The sequence below is a fragment of the Hylemonella gracilis genome, from assembly GCF_004328645.1.
In the GTDB taxonomy this organism is placed as follows: domain Bacteria; phylum Pseudomonadota; class Gammaproteobacteria; order Burkholderiales; family Burkholderiaceae_C; genus Hylemonella; species Hylemonella gracilis_B.
On sequence record NZ_CP031395.1, the window covers coordinates 271,138 to 290,065 of the forward strand.

Annotated in this window: 19 protein-coding genes and 1 tRNA gene; all 20 read right to left on the minus strand. The window is 63.1% G+C overall.

Translation table 11 applies throughout. The features are described from left to right. The 20 genes from soxB to rpmD all read right to left on the minus strand — a co-directional run bounded on the left by soxB (window position 1) and on the right by rpmD (window position 18,915). Entirely contained in the window at window positions 1-1,740 is a 1,740-nt protein-coding gene (gene soxB / locus DW355_RS01320; protein ID WP_131277350.1) for a thiosulfohydrolase SoxB, read from the minus strand. Between the two features lie 38 nt (window positions 1,741-1,778). Beyond that, window positions 1,779-2,420 (minus strand): sulfur oxidation c-type cytochrome SoxX, encoded by a 642-nt coding sequence (gene soxX, locus DW355_RS01325; protein ID WP_131277353.1) that lies wholly within the window; start codon window positions 2,418-2,420, stop codon window positions 1,779-1,781. A gap of 14 nt (window positions 2,421-2,434) precedes the next feature. Then, entirely contained in the window at window positions 2,435-3,193 is a 759-nt protein-coding gene (gene soxA / locus DW355_RS01330; RefSeq protein WP_131282130.1) for a sulfur oxidation c-type cytochrome SoxA, read from the minus strand. A 122-nt stretch (window positions 3,194-3,315) separates the two neighbouring features. Beyond that, on the minus strand, window positions 3,316-3,627 hold the full coding sequence (gene soxZ / locus DW355_RS01335; RefSeq protein WP_207388061.1) for a thiosulfate oxidation carrier complex protein SoxZ: 312 nt from the start codon (window positions 3,625-3,627) through the stop codon (window positions 3,316-3,318). A 32-nt stretch (window positions 3,628-3,659) separates the two neighbouring features. Next, window positions 3,660-4,118, minus strand: a complete 459-nt coding sequence (gene soxY, locus DW355_RS01340; RefSeq protein ID WP_131277356.1) for a thiosulfate oxidation carrier protein SoxY — start codon at window positions 4,116-4,118, stop codon at window positions 3,660-3,662. Between the two features lie 74 nt (window positions 4,119-4,192). Continuing rightward, window positions 4,193-5,314 carry a c-type cytochrome gene (locus tag DW355_RS01345; RefSeq protein ID WP_131277359.1) on the minus strand — a complete coding sequence of 374 codons (1,122 nt, stop codon included), beginning with the start codon at window positions 5,312-5,314 and terminating at the stop codon, window positions 4,193-4,195. Further along, on the minus strand, window positions 5,298-6,578 hold the full coding sequence (gene soxC / locus DW355_RS01350; RefSeq protein ID WP_131282135.1) for a sulfite dehydrogenase: 1,281 nt from the start codon (window positions 6,576-6,578) through the stop codon (window positions 5,298-5,300). Before soxC ends, DW355_RS01345 begins: the two co-directional genes overlap by 17 nt. A 243-nt stretch (window positions 6,579-6,821) precedes the next feature. Further along, a complete protein-coding gene (locus DW355_RS01355) occupies window positions 6,822-9,071 on the minus strand; it encodes an HD domain-containing phosphohydrolase (protein ID WP_347562738.1) in 2,250 nt (749 codons plus the stop codon). A 70-nt stretch (window positions 9,072-9,141) separates the two neighbouring features. Beyond that, window positions 9,142-13,032 (minus strand): response regulator, encoded by a 3,891-nt coding sequence (locus DW355_RS01360; protein ID WP_131277362.1) that lies wholly within the window; start codon window positions 13,030-13,032, stop codon window positions 9,142-9,144. A gap of 262 nt (window positions 13,033-13,294) precedes the next feature. Next, window positions 13,295-13,371: transfer RNA gene (locus tag DW355_RS01365), tRNA-Met, on the minus strand. Between the two features lie 18 nt (window positions 13,372-13,389). After that, window positions 13,390-13,776, minus strand: coding sequence for a 50S ribosomal protein L17 (gene rplQ, locus DW355_RS01370; RefSeq protein ID WP_131277365.1), 387 nt, complete (start codon window positions 13,774-13,776; stop codon window positions 13,390-13,392). Between the two features lie 119 nt (window positions 13,777-13,895). Continuing rightward, the gene (locus DW355_RS01375; RefSeq protein ID WP_131277368.1) at window positions 13,896-14,882 is read right to left on the minus strand and encodes a DNA-directed RNA polymerase subunit alpha; all 987 of its coding nucleotides are present in this window, start codon (window positions 14,880-14,882) and stop codon (window positions 13,896-13,898) included. Window positions 14,883-14,983: 101 nt separating this feature from the next. After that, the gene (gene rpsD / locus DW355_RS01380; protein ID WP_131277370.1) at window positions 14,984-15,607 is read right to left on the minus strand and encodes a 30S ribosomal protein S4; all 624 of its coding nucleotides are present in this window, start codon (window positions 15,605-15,607) and stop codon (window positions 14,984-14,986) included. Window positions 15,608-15,722: 115 nt separating this feature from the next. Further along, window positions 15,723-16,127, minus strand: coding sequence for a 30S ribosomal protein S11 (gene rpsK, locus DW355_RS01385; protein WP_035610272.1), 405 nt, complete (start codon window positions 16,125-16,127; stop codon window positions 15,723-15,725). Between the two features lie 20 nt (window positions 16,128-16,147). Continuing rightward, window positions 16,148-16,513 carry a 30S ribosomal protein S13 gene (gene rpsM, locus DW355_RS01390; RefSeq protein ID WP_131277373.1) on the minus strand — a complete coding sequence of 122 codons (366 nt, stop codon included), beginning with the start codon at window positions 16,511-16,513 and terminating at the stop codon, window positions 16,148-16,150. Window positions 16,514-16,537: 24 nt separating this feature from the next. Beyond that, window positions 16,538-16,651 carry a 50S ribosomal protein L36 gene (rpmJ, locus tag DW355_RS01395; RefSeq protein ID WP_006297867.1) on the minus strand — a complete coding sequence of 38 codons (114 nt, stop codon included), beginning with the start codon at window positions 16,649-16,651 and terminating at the stop codon, window positions 16,538-16,540. A gap of 43 nt (window positions 16,652-16,694) precedes the next feature. Further along, window positions 16,695-16,913: a translation initiation factor IF-1 gene (gene infA / locus DW355_RS01400; protein ID WP_006297869.1), complete on the minus strand. Its 219-nt coding sequence runs from the start codon at window positions 16,911-16,913 to the stop codon at window positions 16,695-16,697. 9 nt (window positions 16,914-16,922) lie between these two features. After that, window positions 16,923-18,242, minus strand: a complete 1,320-nt coding sequence (secY, locus tag DW355_RS01405; protein WP_131277376.1) for a preprotein translocase subunit SecY — start codon at window positions 18,240-18,242, stop codon at window positions 16,923-16,925. Window positions 18,243-18,290: 48 nt separating this feature from the next. Further along, window positions 18,291-18,722 (minus strand): 50S ribosomal protein L15, encoded by a 432-nt coding sequence (gene rplO, locus DW355_RS01410; protein ID WP_131277379.1) that lies wholly within the window; start codon window positions 18,720-18,722, stop codon window positions 18,291-18,293. Window positions 18,723-18,732: 10 nt separating this feature from the next. Then, window positions 18,733-18,915, minus strand: a complete 183-nt coding sequence (rpmD, locus tag DW355_RS01415) for a 50S ribosomal protein L30 (protein WP_006297873.1) — start codon at window positions 18,913-18,915, stop codon at window positions 18,733-18,735. Window positions 18,916-18,928 lie beyond the last annotated feature (13 nt).

Sequence of the window (18,928 nt, forward strand, 5' to 3'; positions counted from 1 at the left end):
TCACCCCGCCACCATGCCTGGGTTCTGGGTGATGCCCCGCAAGGTCGGGGTGTTGATCTTGCGAGGCTTGACGCGGCCCTGCTGCGATTTAAGCCAGGTCTCGACATGCTCCCAGACCGGTTTGACGCCGGGCTGGTTTTTCGCGTCTTCCGCGACCGGTGCCCAGCCGGCCACCTTGTAGCGCTTGCCGGCCTCGATCGGCCGACCGCCCAGGCGCATGTCGCCGATGCGCTGGCCCATCGTCGCGCCCGGCATGATGCTGTAGCTCAAGCCACCCACGCGCACCATGTCGCCACCCTGCTGGTAATAGGGGTCGGGGTTGAAGAGGTTGTCGGCCACGTCCTCGAGCACGGTCTTGAGGGTCTCCCCCGTCATCTCGGTCAACGTGGCGTAGGGGTAGGTGATGGCCAACTGGTCCATCATCAGCTCGCGCGTGATGGGGTCGCCCGGCAGCAGGCTGGTGCCCCAGCGAAAGCCGGGCGAGAAGGCGATCTCCGCGCCCTGCACGTCCATCAGCGCGTCGCAGATCAGTTGGTCCCAACTGCCGTTGAAATTGCCGCGCCGGAACAGCAGGCCATCGGTGACAGCCAGGGTTTCCGACAGACGGGCCTCGTAGGGCGCGCGCACCCGGGTGATCAATGCGTCCATCTCCGGATCGGCGCGCAGCTGGTTGGCGAAGACCGGCAGCAGGCGGTAGCGGAAGTCCACCAGCTTGCCGCCCTTGACGTCGAAATCCATCACGCCGAGGAACTTGCCGTTGCTGCCGGCGTTGGTGACCAGGGTCACGCCGCCGGCGTTGCGCACCGGCACGGCGACGGGCACGCCGTCATGGGTGTGTCCGCCGAAGATGGCATCGATGCCGCGCACGCGCGAAGCCATCTTGAGGTCCACGTCCATGCCGTTGTGCGAGACCACGACCACCAGTTGCGCACCCTTGGCCCGGGCCTCGTCCACCACCGACTGCATGTTCTCGTCCTGGATGCCGAAGCTCCAGTCGGCCACCAGGTAGCGCGGGTTGGCGATGGGCGTGTAGGGGAAGGCCTGGCCGACGATGGCGACCGGCACGCCGTTGACTTCACGGATCACGTAGGGCTTGAAGACCGGGTCGCCGAAATCGGCGGTCTTGACGTTCTGCGCGACGAAATCGACCTTGCCGGCGAAGTCCTTCTCGACGATTTCCTTGACGCGCTCCATGCCGTAGGTAAATTCCCAATGACCCGTCATCACGTCCACGCCCAGCAGCTTGCAGGCATCGACCATGTCCTGGGCGTTGGTCCACAACGAGGTGGCCGAGCCTTGCCAGGTGTCGCCACCGTCGAGCAGCAGCGCGCCGGGACGGCTGGCCTTCATGCGTTTGACCAGGGTGGCGAGGTGCGCAAAGCCTCCGACACGACCGTAGCGCCGCGCTGCGGTCTCGAAGTCCAGATAGGTGTAGGCATGTGCCGCCGCAGAACCGACCGGGATGCCGGCAGCCTTGAGCAGAGACGCGCCGACGAGGTGCGGCAACTGCCCGTTCATCGCGCCGATGCCCAGGTTGACGCTGGGCTCGCGGAAATAGACCGGCTTGAGCTGCGCGTGGCAGTCGGTCATGTGCAGCAGGGACACGTTGCCGAAGCGTGGCAGGTCGTAGAGCGCTTGCTCAGCGACGGCCGCGTCGGCCTCGGCGTGGCGGCCCAGGCTCATGCCGGCCGCGGAAGCAGCGGTCAACACCTGGAGGAAATCGCGCCTGGAAAGGGACATGTGACGTTTGAGGTACGTGAACGAAGAGCGACTGCCGCTTACTGGTTGACCGGTGACTTCGGATCCAGCAGCAGCGCCATCAAGTCGCGGATCTGGTCCTCGTTGAGCAGCTTGTTGTGGCCAAAGCGCGGCATGTTGGAACAAGCCATGTACGCCTTGCTGTTCCACAGCTTGCCCCAGGTGTATTGCACGATGGCCGCCGAGGCCGGATCAGCCGGGTCACTCACGCCGCGCAACTTGCCGTAGTTCCACAGGCTGGGGCCGATGGTGCCGAAGGAGATTTCCTTCTTGTCGATCTGGTGGCAGTTGTAGCAGGAGCCGCCGTTGGACATCGGGTCCACGGTCTTGTCGGTCCAGGTCATGCCACGGCCGTTCTGGGCCAATTTCTCGCCGTTGCGCCAGTCACCGATGTAACGCTGACCCTCGGGCCAGCGGATGGAGGCCAAGGCCTGGGTTTCGATCTGCCGGGCAATCGCCTCCGTGGGCGCCTCGGCCGCGGAACAGGCTTGCTGCCCGGTGTCCTGCGCGAGGCGACTTAGCGTGGCGATGCCACGGTCGCTGAAGGACGTCTGCATCATGGTCAGGGCCTGCTGGTCCAGCTCACCCGAAGCCGGCATGCCAGCGCAACCGGCACAGAAAACGACCAGGGAGGCCAGGCGCAAGGTACTTTGCAAAGTCATGGTTGCTCCTGTCTTCAACGCTTGAGGGCGGGCGCGATGGATTCCGCGCCCTTGGCGTTCACGCCCATGTACACGCCGAGCGCGATCGTCGCCTCGGAGCCAAAGCCGGGGTAGGGAAAGCGCTGCTGCCGGAAGCAGTCGTTCAGGCGCCGCTGCATGGTCCAGAGTTCACCGCTGGACACGCGGTAGGCAGGCCAGGCCGCGAACCCGACACCATCGCCTGGATTCTTGGTCAGATTGGGCAGGTCCTGCAGACGGATGCGCTTGCCGTCCTCGCCGTGGCAGCTCGCGCAGGAGAAGTCCATCGGACCGCCCCGGAAGTAGAAGGCGCGCTTGCCCAACTCGTAGTACCGGCGCTCCTCGGCATGCCCCTGGGGCAGCGCCATCTTCATGCCACGCGACTGGGACGACACCCAGGCCGCGAGGGCCGTCACATTGGCCTGCTCACCCTTGTCGAAGGGCATCTTCGCGATCTCGGCGGCATTGAAACCCTGCAAGATCTCCATGCAGGTGAGCAGGCGCGACTCCAGATCCTGCACCCGACCGGTGTCGGCGAAGAAGCGCGGCAGTTGGACCCAGGCCCCCTTGACCACACCCGGACCCTGGCCCAGGTCGCATTGCTCCAGCGTGGCCTGCTTCGGCCCACGCCGGGTCTTCCAGAGGTCTTCGCCCTTGGCTTCGAAAAGCTCCGCGGGATTGCCGTCTTCCAGCATCTTGCGGTATTCGGCAATGCCATCGGCGGCGCTTTTCTGCGCCGTCGCGATGAGGGGCATGGCGATGGCGGTCAGCGCCAGGAGCGCACGCGCCACGGATCGATTGCAGTTCATGTCCTCGTCTCTCCTTTGTGATGGCGCGGCTAAGCGCCGCCTGTTCGTCCACCCCTCTTCGGGCGGGATCAGGAAACCGTCGCTTCGTCGGTGCGGGTCTCGCCCCTGTTGTCCACCCAGGTCACGGCGACTTTGTCACCGGCCTTCGTGTCTTTGAGGTTGAACTGCAGAAATGGGTTCTTCGAGACGGACGGACCCCACTGGGCCGAGAACACCGCCTTGCCATTGAGAGCTGCCGTCACGGTCTGGATGAACCAGGCGGGAATGGTCTGGCCGGCGGCGTCCTTGCGCAGGCCGGTTTCCATTTCGTGACTCATCAGAACGCGGATGGTGGCCTTGTCACCGGCCATCTGGGCGCGTATGCGCATGGGGTCTGCCATGGATGCTTCTCCTGTGTGTGTGATTTACCGCTTCAGCCGCCGCAGCCGCCCAGCGTGACCTTGACTTCCTTGCGCGCGTACAGCGTGCGGCCATCGCCCATCAGCGCGACAGCGTAGACGTCGGAGGACTGTCCCATCTTCACGCGCGTGGAGAAGTTGGCTTCGACGCTCGGGCTGACCTCGTAGATCGCCGACAGCAGGTTGGGGTTCTTCTCGACCAGCACCAGCATGCGCTTGACGCCGGCCAGGTTCGTGGCAATGCCCACCGGCACGACAGCGCCGTTCTCGGCAATATCCGGGGCGGTCAACGAGACCTCGGCACTCTCTGCCGGCGCCCCGGCGCCCAAGGCCTTGAGCACTTCGGTCAGATTCTTGGCATCAAAGGCGCTTTTTTCCCAGGCTGCCTGTGCCGCCTGGGGCAACAGGCCGGCGCTGCCCATCAGCGCGACGAGCGCGGCCGAGCGGGTGATGGCTTCTCTGCGTGTCAGCATCGTTCAACTCCTTTATTCGTATATGTTAATTTAGTGAGATTTGCCACCTCACGGGTGAATACCCTGACCTGACCTTACCTGGGTGCCCCGGAAGCCAACCACGCGGCGATGGCTTGGAGATCTGCGTCCGGCAAGGTCTGCGCGGGCATAGGTATCGGTCCCCACACGCCCTGGCCACCCGCGCGGATCTTGCCCGCCAGATAAGTCTTGGCATCGGTCCGCTTCGCGTACTTGGCCGCGACGTCCTTGAAGCTGGGCCCGACGATCTTGTTGTCTGTACCGTGACAGGCCGTGCAGGTGTATTTCTGCGCCAGGGCCAGCACCTGCGCACCGGACTTCACGGTGGCCACGGTTGCGGCCGATGCGGCCCCGGACGCCTGCGCCGTCGTGCTGGCAGCGGGCTTGGCTGGCGGCCCGGAGGCCGCGGACGCCGGCTGCGTGGTGTCCGCGCCGCGCTGGGGACCGACGCCACGCTGCTGCTCGGCAAGGTTGCCATGGTTGTTGCGCGCGAAATCGGGCAGCAGCGAGGCCACCTTGGGCTCGGGCACGCAGTCTTTCATGCAGGCCACGGCCTTCACGTCTGGCATACCGCCATTGCCCAGGCCCTTGCCGGGCCACAGGCCATGGTCGGTGGTCATGCCATCGCGGTTGGGCATGCGCTTTTGAACTTCGGCGATGTTGGCATCGGACAGCACGAAATCGGCGGGCACCACGTCACCCAGGTTGAGCAAGAAGGCGACCAGGGCGTACACCTCGTCGGTCTTCAAGGTCTTGGGCGCGTTCCAGGGCATGGCGCGGTTGATGTAGTCCCACAGCGTGGACACGGTAGGCACCTTCATCAAGGTGGTACGGCCGGGGAAACCGGTATCGGTCAGGCGGGCGACGCGTCCGCGCGCGACATCCTGGGCATTCGTGCCGCCGACCAGGGGATTGAAGACCTGGTTGCTCTCGCCGAAGACGCCATGGCAGGACGCGCATTTGGCCTCCCACACGTCCTGGCCCTGGCTGACCGAGCCAGTGCCCTTGGGCAGGCCCTTGAAGTCAGGACGCACATCGATGTCCCAGGCGCGCACCTCCTGCGGCGTCGCGGTCCGGCCCAGACCCGGGTAGCTCGGCTGCTGCGCCCAAGCCAGGACGCCCGCCGCGCTCAAGCACAACACCACGCACAAGCGGGCAAGATCACGACAACTGGACATTCTTCACCTCACCGCTTTCCTGCACGAGCCAGGTCTGGATCGCGTTGTTGTGATAGATGGAGCGCGTGCCCCGCACGGCGCGCAGCTGCCGGAAGTTGGGCTGCACATAACCCGTTTCATCCATGGCGCGACTCTGCACCAGAGCAGGCTTGCCGTCCCACACCCAGTCGATGCTGAAGCGCGTCAGGCATTTGCTCATCACCGGTTCCTGTAGGCGCGCTGTCTTCCAGTTGCGCCCCCCGTCCACCGAGACATCGACCCGGCTGACCTTGCCGCGGCCCGACCAGGCCAGGCCGCTGATTTGGTAATAGCCCCGGTCCAGCAGCACCTGCCCGCCCGACGGCGTGGTGATGACGCTCTTGCATTCCTGCGTGCTGCTGTACTGGCGGTGTCGGCCATCCGGCATCAGGTCTACGTAGTGCACCGCCTCGTCCTTGGCGCCATAAGGCTGATCACCGACCTCGATACGACGCAGGTACTTGACCCAGCTCACACCCTGCACGCCGGGCACGACCAAGCGCAGGGGGTAGCCCTGCTCGGGACGCAGCATTTCGCCGTTCTGGCCGTAAGCCACGAGCACTTCGCCGCTTTCGATCAGTTCCATCGGGATCGTGCGCGTCATGCTGGAGCCGTCGGCTCCTTCGGCCAGCACATAACGGCCACGCTTGTAGTCAGCACCCGCCATGTCGAGCAAGACCTTGAGCGGCACGCCGGTGAATTCGCTGCAGCTGAGCATGCCGTGGGTGTACTGGCAGGTGGGCACGGCCACGTTGCCCCACTCCATGCCGGTATTGGCTCCACACTCGATGAAGTGGAAACGACTCACCGAAGGCAGGCGCATGATCTCGTCCATGGTGAAGACCATGGGCTTCTTGAGCATCTTCTCGTCCGAGCCATTGAGCATCAGACGGTGCTTGGACGGATCAATATCCCACCAACCCTGGTGATGGCGTTCAAAATGCAGGCCACTGGGCGTGACGATGCCGAACAGGCTTTGCAGTGGCGCGAAGGACACCGAGGCCTGCGTGGTCTGGGTCAGACCTGGGCTCGGGCGCCGCTGGACATTGCGTTCGTATTGCGAGGGCTTGCCGTAACCATCGGTCACCACAGCCTGGCCCAGGCCGGTGCTGTGCGGCGGCAGGTCCAGGATCGCCGGATCCCCGACGGAGGTCTGGGCCCAAGACGCTGGCGCGGCGGCACCGGCCAGCGCCGCGGCGAATGCACCGCGCACGAAGTCACGCCGCCCTTCCTTGGCCTCACGCATGACTTGCGCGACGCCTTCGGGGTTGATGAAGTTCTCCGGCGCTTTCCGAAGACGTCCGCCGGGCTGGATGGGATCGTTAGGTTTCACCCTATGGTTCCTTATATTTGTTATTACGAATATAACGATTAAATTTCCCCATGCCCATGCCTGAATGATCGGTACTAACCCTTAAGACATCCCTGGAAAAGACACCGTCCACTGCCCCCGAGCGACTCTGGCGAGCGATCCCGGGGGGCAGCGGGCTTAGCCGAGGTAATTGCGGATGTCTACGGCGTCGATCTGCGCCGGGTCCAGGTAGCGACGCGCGTAGGTCAGGTAGACCCCGGAACTCAGGAAGAGGTCGAACAGCACCGGGTCGATGTGACCCTTGCGCTTGAACTGGTGCAGGATCTCCACCGCCTTCGACAGCGACTTGGCCTTCTGATAGGGACGATCCCTCGCGGTCAAGGCCTCGAAGATGTCGGCGATGGCCATGATGCGGGCCGGAGTCGACAGTTGTGCGGCGCTCAGTCCGCGCGGATAACCTGAGCCCGTCAGCGTTTCGTGGTGCGTGCCCGCGTACTCGGGAACACGCTTGAGATCATCGGGCAGCGGCATGCGCTCCAGCATGCGGATCGTCTGGATGATGTGCTCATTGATTTTGAAACGCTCCTCGGCATTCAGGGTTCCGCGCTGGATGGACAGGTTGTAGAGCTCGCCACGGTTGTATAGGTAGGGCGGAGGCTTCAGCTTGAAATCCCCCTCTTCGTCCGTCTTCTGGCGTTCGATCAGGTGGTGAGGTTGGTCGGCCAACAGCTGTTCACGCACGGGCAAGGTCGCCCGCGCTGTTTTTTCGTGTAGCCGCAACTCTTCGTGCGACAGCCCAAGGCGGTCGTCGAAATGACGCAGCCAGGTCTCTTGCGCAATCTTGCGCAATCGGACGACGTGCGCCTCGTCCATGCTCTCGCTGCCTAGATTGCAATCGGCGACAAAAGTGAAGTCTTCCAGCAACTGTGCCTTGCGGGCCTCGAACTCGCCGCGCGCCTGCTCGGCAGGCGTGCCGGCGAGCAGGGCCTGGAGTTCCTGCACCTTGGCATCGCGCAGCAGGATTTCAAACCGCGTTCGTATTTCATGGATGCGATTGACGATGGTCTCCAGCTTGGTCGCCTTGTCCACCACGTATTCGGGCGTCGTGATCTTGCCGCAGTCATGCAACCAGGCGCCGATGCGGAACTCGCGCCATTCCTGCTCGCTCTTGAAGGCGAAATCGGCAAGAGGCCCTTCCCGCACGCGCTCGGCTTCCTCGGCCAGCATGAACGCCAGCTCGGGCACGCGCGCGCAATGGCCACCGGTGTACGGACTCTTGGTGTCGATGGCGCCCGCCAGCATCTGGATCATCGAGTCCGTCAGATTCTTCTGCGCGTCGAGCAATTCATGGTTCTCCAGCGCCACCGCGGTCTGGGCCGCCAGCGCCTCGGTGAAGCCGATGATCTCCGGGTCGAACGGGCAGATCACGCCGGTGCGAGAGTCCTGCGCATTGATCATCAGAATGACACCGATCACCTTGCCATCTCTCGGTTTGAGTGGTACGCCGAGCACCGACAGCGGCGAGAGCCCGGCGGCTTCGGCCAGGCGCCGCAGCGGGTCCAGATCCAGGCCGTTCGCGGAAGCCAGGCGGGCGTCATTGACGACCACGGTGGCTCCCGTGCGGGCGACCCGCTGCGCGACCCGGTCTCGCCCATCGCTACCCTCCCCGATGCGGGGTGGTTCCAGTGGCAGTTCCGCGCTGCCGGCTTCCAGACGCTCGTGCGTGCTGAAGGCGATGCGCAGTGTGTTCTCCGATGTGCGCATGAACAGGGAAACCGCCTCGCAGTTGGCGATGTCACGCGCGCCCAGCATCGCGCGCTGCATCAGGGCCTGGCGATCGGTGTCGCGGCCAAGCGCGATGCCGATTTCCACCAGCTTGGCCAGCTTGGCGCGCGCCTCACCCAACGCCAAGCCGGTGCGCCTCACTTGGTCACCCAGCTGAATGTTCTGCGCCTCCAGCAGTCCCAGGGCATCGCGCATCAGCAGTTGAGTCTGAACCCGCGCCAGCAGGATGGGCGGGCTCACGGGCTTGGTGATGTAGTCCGCGGCGCCCAATGCCAGGCCTTTGCTCTCGTCCTCCACGCTGCTCATGCCGGTGAGGAAAATAACGGGGATCGCCTGGGTGCGTGCGTCACCTTTGAGGCGCTCGCAGACCTCGTAGCCGGACATCCCCGGCATCATCACGTCGAGCAGGATCAGATCGGGCAAATCATCGCCCGAAGCCAGGGCGGCCAGCGCCTTCTCGCCGCTGTTGGCCAACCTGACCCGGTAGACATCCTTGAGAAGACCAGCGAGCAGGGACAGATTGTCCGCTGTGTCGTCCACGACCAGAATGGTCTTTTTCTGCGCGGCCGGGTCGGCATGGGCTGCCGACCCGGCCCCTGCCTTCGGGTCACTCAGCATGGCTTTCAACGCGCTCGATGTCATGCCGTCTCCCTCTTCTTGTTCGCCGTGGCCAGGTCCAGATGCCTCAGCGCGGCATCGAAGTCGTAGCTCTTCAGCGCGGTATTCCAGGACTCGAAGCTGCCCCGAGTGCGGCGCCGAGCAGGCCCGCCTCGCGCTCCGCGAGCTCCAGCGCCTCGGCGTCCAAATCGGTCAGCAGACGGCGCAGTTGCAGGATGATCTCGTGCAACCTGATTTCGTCCACCACGGTCTCGGAACGCGGCACGGCGTGGTCACGTGGTAGATGCGTGCGCAAGCCCTCCAGCAAGGGATGCAGCACGCCGCACAGATCGACCAGGCAGGTGCGAAGTTCGGCCTCGGCACGGCGCTCGCGCAAAGCCTGTTCCAGGGTAGAGGCCGCGGCCTGCACCTGCACCGCCCCCACATTGCCAGACACCCCCTTGAGCGTGTGCGCGAGGCGCATGGCGGCATCCATGTCCTGCGTGTCCAGCGCCTGCTGCAATGCCTCAGCCAGGTCTTGCTGGCCTTCCAGAAACTTGCGCAACAGGGCCATGTAGCGATCGACCCGGTGCATCACGCGCCGCAAGCCGGTCGCCGTGTCCAATCCCGCGATGTCTGAAAGTCCCTGGAGAGCCGCCACCGGCATGGCCGAAGCGGTGGTGGGCATACCAAGTCGACGCGTCGGCTCCGGCGAGCCGACCGGTGCCATGGCCGAGGGCGTAACCATCTCTCTCACGCCTTCCGACGGCGGACTGGCGTGCGCGTCCCTTTCGGAGATGGCCGAACGCGCCGGCACCCAGCGCAGCAAGGCCCGCCAAAGGTCGTCGGGCTCGATCGGCTTGGCCACGAAGTCCTGCATGCCCGATGCCAGGCAAAGTTCCCGGTCGTTCTGCATGGCGTTGGCCGTCATGGCAACAATGGGTAATTGGTCCGGTGACCATGTCTCGCGCAACAGCTTGGTGGCGGTGACACCGTCCATGACGGGCATCTGCATGTCCATCAGCACCAGATCGAAGGGAGGATCAGCCTTGGTGATCTTCTCGATCGCGATCTTGCCGTTGTCCGCGATGTCAACCTGGAAACCTGTGCCGGTCAGCAATTCCTGCGCGACCTGCTGGTTGATTTCATTGTCTTCCACGATCAGCAGCCGCGCCCCCCGCAGGGACGTCAGGCGAGCCTCCAGCGCGGAGGGCAAGGCCTCCGGGAAGGTCATGACCGATTCACGGGGAGACGCGTCGTCCAGCAAACGCACGGTCGTGTCGAAGAGCACAGAAGGATTGACGGGCTTGATCAGTACATCCCCCACGCCAGCGTCCTGAATCTGATGCAGAACCTCCTCGCGACCAAAGGCCGTGACCATGGCGATTTTGGGCTCGTCCGTCAGTTCCAGGGCATGGATGCGCCGCGCGGTTTCCGCGCCATCCATGCCCGGCATCTTCCAGTCGAGAAACACCAGGGCAAAGGCATTGGCCTGCCCGCTGCGTTTGCGGACGGCCTCGATGGCCTCGACCCCGCTGGACACCGTCGTCACCGCGAAGCTCATGCCCTCCAGCATTTCCTTCAGCACCAGGCAGGCCGCCTTGTTGTCGTCCACCACCAGCACGGAGCGGCCGCGCAAATCCCCGCGGGGCCGCAGCTCACGCGCGCCACCCTGGACGAGGCCCAGTCGCGCAGTGAACCAGAAGGTACTGCCCTGCCCCAGCTTGCTGCTGACGCCCACCGCTCCTCCCATGCGCTCGGCCAGCTCGCGGGAGATCGACAACCCCAGACCCGTGCCCCCGTATTCGCGGGTGGTGGAGTTGTCAGCCTGTTGAAAACTCTGGAACAATCGACCCTGCTGCTCGGGACTGAGACCGATACCGGTGTCATGTACTGCGCAGTAGAGCAGGAGGGCCTGGTCCGTGCGCTCGCGCACGCGCATCTGCACGGTGACTTCGCCGCTCTCGGTGAATTTGACGGCGTTGTTTGCGTAGTTGATGAGAATTTGGACCAGCCGCAAGGAGTCACCGACCAGCCGCTGCGGCACGTCGTGCGCGATGTCGAAGATAAGCTCCAGACCTTTGGCATGGGCTTTTTCCGCGATCAGGTTGACGACGTTGCCCAAGGCCTTGTCAAGCTGGAATTCCGTGTGCTCGATGGCGAGCTTGCCAGCCTCGATTTTCGACAGATCCAGAATGTCATTGATGACGCCCAGCAGATGCTGCCCCGCTTGCTGGATCTTGCGAAGGTAATCGTGCTGACGCTGGTTGAGCTCGGTCTTGAGCATCAGATGACTCAAACCGATGATGGCATTCATCGGCGTGCGGATCTCGTGCGACATGTTCGCGAGGAAGTCGCTCTTGGCGTGCGCGGCTTCCTGCGCCCGATCCCGGGCGACCCGCAATTCACCTTCCATGCGCTTGCGCTCGGTGATGTCGGCGACCACCCAGACGCTGCCGCGCGAGAGCTCGTTGGGATCGATCGCTCTGCCGCGCAACACTGCCTCGAATCGGCTACCGTCGCGACGAAGCAAGGTCAATTCGCGGCGGTTCTGACGGTCCTCGGACAGCTCGGCATAGACGGTGTCACCGATCTCGTGGTAGTCCAGCTCGTTGGCATACCACTCCCGGGTTGAGTGTCCCAGCATGCCCCCAGGCGCGACCCCGAAGATGCGTTCGAAGCCCGCGCTGCAGCGGACGACCACGCGATTGCGCAACAGCACGATGCCGACCTCCGCGGCATCAAAAATCGCATCCTGTTCTTCCTTGGCGTTCTTGATCTCCCGCTCGGCTGCAAGACGCGCCTGAGTCGCCTCGCGCAAGGTACCGAGCGCGCCGATCACTTGGCCAATTTCGTCGTGCCAACGCGCCGGGGGCAGATTCACGTCATGGTCGCCCAGGGCGATCTGCTTCAACGCGGCGGTGACCTGCGCCAATGGAACGGACAGGCGCGTGCGCATGAGCGCATACATGCCCAGCACCAGCAGGATCGCGAAGACCGCCAGCGCTTCCGTCAGCAGTAGCTCACGGCGATTGCGCGCGTCCAAGGTATCGATGCGCGCCTGCACGGCCTGGATGGCGATCCACCCCAACTCGGCGATGGCATCAGCCCGGGGATCGTAATCGGCCGCGAGATCGGCCGCGCTCATGCCGTAGTTGCCACGGCTGCGACCAATGGTCTCCAGCTTGCGCAAGAGATCCATGCCCTCCTGCATGAACAACTCGTCCACCGCCCGCAAGGCGGCCTCGAAGGCGGCCGCTTCATCGCCCCCCTCGTCGACAAGCCGCTCGCGCAGCAGTCCCAGCTCGCGCCGCAGCGACTCGATCGCGCCGCGCAGGTAGTGGATCCGCGCCAACTCCTGGGGCGTCAGCGGTCGCTTGCCCGTGAAGGCCGCGGTGAACACCGAAGCCATCTGTCCCGCGTAATCGTGCAGCGCGGTGGTCAGGCGTGCGACGGCGGTCCACTGGAACAGAACGGGATCGGACACACTGACCAGCATTTCGACTTCGGCAATGCCCGGCTCCAGGTTGTCCGGCACCTCAATCAGGCTGCGTACCGCACGCTGGACTTCGGCGTCGGCACGCCCGTCCCGAGGACGGGTCAGCAAGGCATCCACGTTTTCCCGCGCCTGGGTCAGCATGCCTCGCGCGTTGCGCAAGGCCTGCGTCAGGCGGGCGGCCTCGTCCACATCGATGACCCGCACCTGGGTGACGGCGCCTTGCGTGGCCAGCAGGGCGGCATCCGTTTCGTCGCGCGCACGCTGCAAGGCCACAACCGTCGACGCGGCCGCCGACCGGTCGCTGCCCACCATGCCATTGACGGGACCGCGCTCCTGCGCGATCCGCACCGCCGTCCGCAAGGTCAGGTCCATCAGACGGGCAGCCTCCCGCGCTTTGAGCGCCTGCTCATGCTGCCGCAACTGTGGAATCATGGCACGCCCGACCAGAACCGCACTGGTGGCGATCACCAGGCCCATGCTCAAGCTGACGAGTACCGATACGCGCATGGAATGTCCCCATGACGGTTCCGAGTGCACGCGCCAGGATCTGGCCGTACCGCTCCAATCAATGCTGGATGCGATCGATGCGCGGGCCCGGTCTGTCTGTTCTTTTACCTTTTACGCACCTGCCGCTCCCTCGGCATTGCCCCTGGTCCGATTGAAGCCAATATACCCTCGAGAAGCAAGGCGCGTGCAAATCACAAAGTGTGAATTTGTTCCGGAAATAAAAAAGGGCCACGGCATTTGCCGTGGCCCTTTTCGATCGACTTGGTTGCGCGAGGAGGATTTGAACCTCCGACCTTTGGGTTATGAGCCCAACGAGCTACCAGACTGCTCCATCGCGCGGTAGCCTTAGAGTATAGCTTATTCCGACTTACTTTGTTCAGCGCCGGCGGGACGATCAACCAATTCCACCAGCGCCATGGGGGCGTTGTCCCCCACGCGGAAACCCATCTTGAGGATGCGCGTGTAACCACCCGGGCGCGCCTTGAAGCGCGGGCCCAATTCGTCGAACAGCTTGACCACGCTGTCGCGGCTGCGCAGGCGGTCGAAAGCGAGACGACGATTGGCCACCGTGGCTTCCTTGGCCAGAGTGATCATGGGCTCGACAACGCGGCGCAGTTCCTTGGCCTTGGGGACCGTGGTCTTGATGACTTCGTGCTCGATGAGCGAGTTCATCATGTTGCGCAGCATCGCAAGGCGGTGCTCGCTGGTTCGGTTGAGTTTGCGGAGTCCGTGTCCGTGACGCATGGTGCTTTCCTTTCCTTATATAAAACGGGCAGCCGTATCAGGTACTGCCCGGTGCACCCAGCCCCGTGGGGGGCCAGTTTCGGTACGCCTCTCACCCGTGGTGAGGGCGATATTCTAGTTCAGCGCTTCTCGAGCGCGGCCGGCGGCCAGTTCTCGAGCTTCATGCCCAGAGTCAGGCCACGCGAAGCCAGCACTTCCTTGATTTCGTTGAGCGACTTGCGACCCAGATTGGGGGTCTTGAGCAACTCGTTCTCGGAACGTTGGATCAGATCGCCGATGTAGTAGATGTTCTCAGCCTTCAGGCAGTTGGCCGAGCGCACCGTGAGTTCGAGCTCATCGACCGGACGCAGCAGGATGGGGTCAAACTGACCCGCGCTGCGCTGCGAGGGCGCGTCAAAGATCTTCTCGCTGCCATCCAGCTGGGCGAACACGGCCAGTTGCTCGACCAGAATCTTGGCCGAGGCACGCACCGCGTCTTCCGCAGTGATCGTGCCGTTGGTCTCGATTTCAATGACCAGCTTGTCCAGGTCGGTGCGCTGCTCGACGCGGGCGCTTTCAACCGCGTAGCTCACGCGCTTGACCGGCGAGTAGGACGCATCTAGGACGATGCGGCCGATGGACTTGCTTTGCTCGTCCGTGTGGCGACGCATGGTGCCCGGCACGTAGCCACGGCCCTTCTCGACCTTGATCTGCATGTCGAGCTTGCCGCCCGCCGACAGCGTGGCGATGACATGCTCGGGATTGATGATTTCCACGTCGTGCGGCGTCTGGATATCGCCTGCGGTGACGACGCCTTCGCCGTCCTTGCGCAGGGAGAGCGTCACTTCATCACGGTTGTGCAGCTTGAAGACCACGCCCTTGAGGTTCAGAAGGATGTTGACCACATCCTCCTGCACACCGTCAATCGACGAGTACTCGTGCAGAACGCCGGCGATCGTGACCTCGGTGGCCGCGTAACCCGGCATCGACGACAGCAGAACGCGGCGCAGGGCGTTGCCCAGCGTGTGCCCATAGCCACGCTCGAACGGCTCCAGCGCAACTTTGGCGCGATTCAGACCGAGTTGCTCGACGTTGATGGTTTTGGGTTTCAGCAGACTGGTTTGCATGAAAACTTCCTGTCAATACCCCCGGCTCGTTACACCGGTAAGGCTGGTGAAGCACCCGCGAGGCCTGGGCCCCGCGGGAACGTTGCTCAATGCTCGGCTGATTAACGCGAATACAACTCAACGATCAGCGATTCGTTGATGTCGGATCCAAACTCATCACGGTCAGGGGCCTTCTTGAAGGCGCCTTCGGCCTTGTCCACGTTGACTTCCACCCAGGCAGGAAAACCGACTTGCTGCGCGAGCTGCAGGGCTTCGACCACGCGGTTCTGCTTCTTGGACTTGTCGCGGACAGCGATCACGTCACCGGCCTGGACCATGTAGGACGGGATGTTGACGGCCTGACCATTCACGGTGATCGCCTTGTGCGACACCAGTTGGCGCGCCTCGGCGCGGGTGGAACCGAAACCCATGCGATAGACGACGTTGTCCAGACGGGATTCCAGCAGGCTCAGCAGATTGGCGCCGGAATTGCCCTTACCTTGGGAAGCCTGCTCGAAATAGCGGCGGAACTGGCGCTCCAGCACGCCGTACATGCGCTTGACCTTCTGCTTCTCGCGCAGCTGCAGACCATAGTCGGACGTGCGAGCACCGGAGATGCGGCCATGCTGGCCGGGCTTGGAATCGAACTTGGCCTTGTCACTGATGGAGCGACGGGCGCTCTTCAGGAACAGGTCGGTGCCTTCACGACGAGAGAGTTTGGCCTTGGGGCCGAGGTAACGTGCCACTTGAGTGTCCTTTTCTTCAACTGCCGCAGCCTGGAGCTACGGGAGCCACCAACGCGCGATGCGGGTGGCGGTGGGCTTGGTTAAAAAATGCTTAGCGGTGCCAGAACGGCCTAAATCAGATGCGACGACGTTTCTGCGGACGGCAGCCGTTGTGCGGCATGGGCGTCACGTCGGCGATCGTGTTGATCCGGATGCCCAGCGCGGCAAGTGCTCGCACCGAGGATTCACGGCCGGGGCCAGGGCCCTTGATTTCAACGTCCAGGTTCTTGATGCCCTGTTCGATGGCCGCGCGACCCGCCACTTCGGACGCCACCTGGGCGGCGAACGGTGTGGACTTGCGGGAGCCCTTGAAACCCTGACCACCGGAAGAAGCCCAGGACAAAGCATTGCCCTGACGATCCGTGATCGTGATGATGGTGTTGTTGAAGGAAGCATGCACGTGGGCGATACCGTCAGCCACGTTCTTGCGAACCTTCTTGCGCACGCGCTGCGCAGCGGTATTGGCGGGAGCTTTAGCCATGGTGTTCTTTCAATGCCGGTTTATTTCTTCAATGCCGCGGCGCCCTTGCGCGGACCCTTGCGAGTGCGGGCATTGGTGCGCGTGCGCTGACCGCGCATGGGCAGGCCACGGCGATGGCGCAGGCCACGATAGCAACCGATGTCCATCAAACGCTTGATGTTCATCGTGGTTTCGCGGCGCAGGTCACCTTCAATCGTGAACTGGGCAATCTGGTCGCGGATTTTTTCCTGGTCGGCGTCGGTCAGGTCCTTCACCTTCTTGGAAAAAGGAATGCCGCAAGCCACGCAAATCTTGCGGGCGCGGGTGCGACCGATACCAAAGATGGCGGTCAAGCCAATCTCGGTATGCTGATGCGGCGGAATGTTGATGCCAGCGATACGTGCCATTTTCGTCCTCTTAAACTCTTGCGATCAGCCTTGGCGCTGCTTGTGGCGCGGATCCGTGCAGATCACGCGCACCACGCCGTTGCGGCGGATGATTTTGCAGTTGCGGCAAATTTTCTTGACCGAAGCCGAAACTCTCATGATGCTCTCCTAAAACTACTGTGCCTACGCCTTGCGAATCACGTCATTTGGCGCGGAACACGATCCGCGCACGCGTCAAGTCGTAAGGCGTCAACTCGACCGTTACCTTGTCACCGGGAAGAATTCGGATGTAGTGCATCCGCATCTTTCCGGAGATATGTCCCAACACGATGTGGCCGTTCTCCAGCTTGACGCGAAACGTCGCGTTCGGCAGGTTTTCGACCACCTCGCCCTGCATCTGAATTACATCGTCCTTCGCCATGTTGCATGCTCATGCACCCAGCGTGGGCTTGAAATTAGCCTTCTTCAACAGAGACTCGTACTGCTGGCTCATCAGATAGTTCTGAACCTGCGCCATGAAATCCATCGTGACCACGACCAGGATCAGCAGCGAAGTGCCGCCGAAATAGAAAGGCACGTTGTATTCCAGAATCAGGAATTCAGGCAGCAGGCAGACGAAGGTGATGTAGATCGCACCCGCCAATGTCAGGCGCAACAGAATCTTGTCGATGTACTTGGCGGTTTGATCACCCGGACGGATGCCCGGAATGAAGGCGCCGCCCTTCTTCAGGTTGTCCGCCGTCTCACGACTGTTGAACACCAGCGCCGTGTAGAAGAAGCAGAAGAAAATGATCGCGGCGGCGTACAACATCACGTAGACCGGCTGACCGGGAGCCAGGCTGGCCGCGATGTCCTTGAGCCACAGCATCGAGTCACCACTGCTGAACCAGCTCACCACGGTGGCGGGCAGCAGGATGATGCTGGACGCGAAGATGGGCGGAATCACGCCGGCCATGTTCAACTTCAGCGGCAGGTGCGACGACTGGCCACCATAGACCTTGTTGCCGACCTGACGGCGCGCATAGTTCACCAGAATCTTGCGCTGACCTCGCTCGACGAACACGACGAACCAGGTCACCAACACCACCAGCGCCACGATGAACAGCGCCGCGATGATGCTCATCGAACCCGTGCGCACAAGTTCCAGCAGGCCGCCAATGGCGCCCGGCAGACCGGCCGCGATACCGCCGAAGATCAGGATCGAGATGCCATTGCCCAGACCCCGCTCGGTGATCTGTTCACCCAGCCACATCAGGAACATGGTGCCCGCCGTCAGCGTCACGACCGCGGTGAAGCGGAAACCCATGCCAGGATCAATCACCAGGCCGGGCGAGCTCTCCAGCGCGATCGCGATGCCCAGCGACTGGAACACTGCCAGACCCAGCGTCGCGTAACGCGTGTACTGGGTGATCTTGCGTCGACCAGATTCGCCTTCCTTCTTCAACTGCTCGAAGGTGGGCAGCACATAGGTCAGCAGCTGCAGGATGATGGACGCGGAAATGTAGGGCATGATGCCCAGCGCGAACACCGTGAAGCGAGACAGCGCGCCACCCGAGAACATGTTGAACAAGCTCAGGATGCCGCCTTGCTGACCCTTGAAAAGCTGGGCCAGCTGATCGGGATTGATGCCAGGCACCGGGATGTGCGCGCCAATGCGGTACACCACCAGAGCGAGCAGCAAGAAGACCAGCCGGCGACGCAGGTCGCCGAACTTGCCGGTCTTTGCCAACTGAGCCGCGTTCGTAGCCACTGTTGCTTACTCTCTTCCGTCGATCCGTTGAATCCGCTCGTGTGCCGTTCAGGCCACGCTGCCGCCGGCCGCCTCGATGGCCGCCTTGGCACCAGCCGTGGCACCGATGCCGTTCAGCTTGACCGCTTTCTTGATCTCGCCGGACTTGATGACCTTGACGACCTTGGCCAGTTCACCGACCAGGCCTGCTTGCTTGAGTGCCAACAGGTCCACGCTGTCGACACCCAGTTTGTCCAACGCGGACAGGGTGACCTCGGCATTGAACTTCAGCAGGGCCGACTTGAAGCCGCGCTTGGGCAAGCGACGATGCATGGGCATCTGGCCGCCTTCGAAGCCAACCTTGTGGTAGCCGCCCGAACGCGACTTCTGACCCTTGTGACCGCGACCGGCAGTCTTGCCCAGGCCGGAACCGATGCCACGGCCGACGCGACGCTTGGCGTGCTTGGCGCCGTCAGCCGGCTTGATGGTGTTGAGTTGCATTGCGAGCCTCTCAGAGAACCTTGACCAGATAACTGATCTTGTTGATCATGCCGCGCACGGCGGGCGTGTCCTGCAGCTCGCTCACGCTGTTGAGCTTGCGCAGACCCAGGCCACGCACGGTCGCGCGGTGCGATTCCTTGGTGCCGATGGGGCTGCGGACCAATTGAACCTTGACGGTTTGTTGAGTTGCCATGTCAGACTCCTAG

Coding starts and splice junctions, on each gene's coding strand:
- soxA (WP_131282130.1), bottom strand. CDS start 3,193: ATGCCCCTCATCGCGACGGCGCAGAAAAGCGCCGCCGATGGCATTGCC.
- rpmD (WP_006297873.1), bottom strand. CDS start 18,915: ATGGCAACTCAACAAACCGTCAAGGTTCAATTGGTCCGCAGCCCCATC.
- soxZ (WP_207388061.1), bottom strand. CDS start 3,627: ATGGCAGACCCCATGCGCATACGCGCCCAGATGGCCGGTGACAAGGCC.
- rplQ (WP_131277365.1), bottom strand. CDS start 13,776: ATGCGTCACGGACACGGACTCCGCAAACTCAACCGAACCAGCGAGCAC.
- DW355_RS01360 (WP_131277362.1), bottom strand. CDS start 13,032: ATGCGCGTATCGGTACTCGTCAGCTTGAGCATGGGCCTGGTGATCGCC.
- DW355_RS01355 (WP_347562738.1), bottom strand. CDS start 9,071: ATGACATCGAGCGCGTTGAAAGCCATGCTGAGTGACCCGAAGGCAGGG.
- rplO (WP_131277379.1), bottom strand. CDS start 18,722: ATGCAACTCAACACCATCAAGCCGGCTGACGGCGCCAAGCACGCCAAG.
- rpsM (WP_131277373.1), bottom strand. CDS start 16,513: ATGGCACGTATCGCTGGCATCAACATTCCGCCGCATCAGCATACCGAG.
- rpsK (WP_035610272.1), bottom strand. CDS start 16,127: ATGGCTAAAGCTCCCGCCAATACCGCTGCGCAGCGCGTGCGCAAGAAG.
- soxB (WP_131277350.1), bottom strand. CDS start 1,740: ATGTCCCTTTCCAGGCGCGATTTCCTCCAGGTGTTGACCGCTGCTTCC.
- DW355_RS01375 (WP_131277368.1), bottom strand. CDS start 14,882: ATGCAAACCAGTCTGCTGAAACCCAAAACCATCAACGTCGAGCAACTC.
- infA (WP_006297869.1), bottom strand. CDS start 16,913: ATGGCGAAGGACGATGTAATTCAGATGCAGGGCGAGGTGGTCGAAAAC.
- DW355_RS01345 (WP_131277359.1), bottom strand. CDS start 5,314: ATGTCCAGTTGTCGTGATCTTGCCCGCTTGTGCGTGGTGTTGTGCTTG.
- soxX (WP_131277353.1), bottom strand. CDS start 2,420: ATGACTTTGCAAAGTACCTTGCGCCTGGCCTCCCTGGTCGTTTTCTGT.
- soxY (WP_131277356.1), bottom strand. CDS start 4,118: ATGCTGACACGCAGAGAAGCCATCACCCGCTCGGCCGCGCTCGTCGCG.
- rpmJ (WP_006297867.1), bottom strand. CDS start 16,651: ATGAGAGTTTCGGCTTCGGTCAAGAAAATTTGCCGCAACTGCAAAATC.
- soxC (WP_131282135.1), bottom strand. CDS start 6,578: ATGCGTGAGGCCAAGGAAGGGCGGCGTGACTTCGTGCGCGGTGCATTC.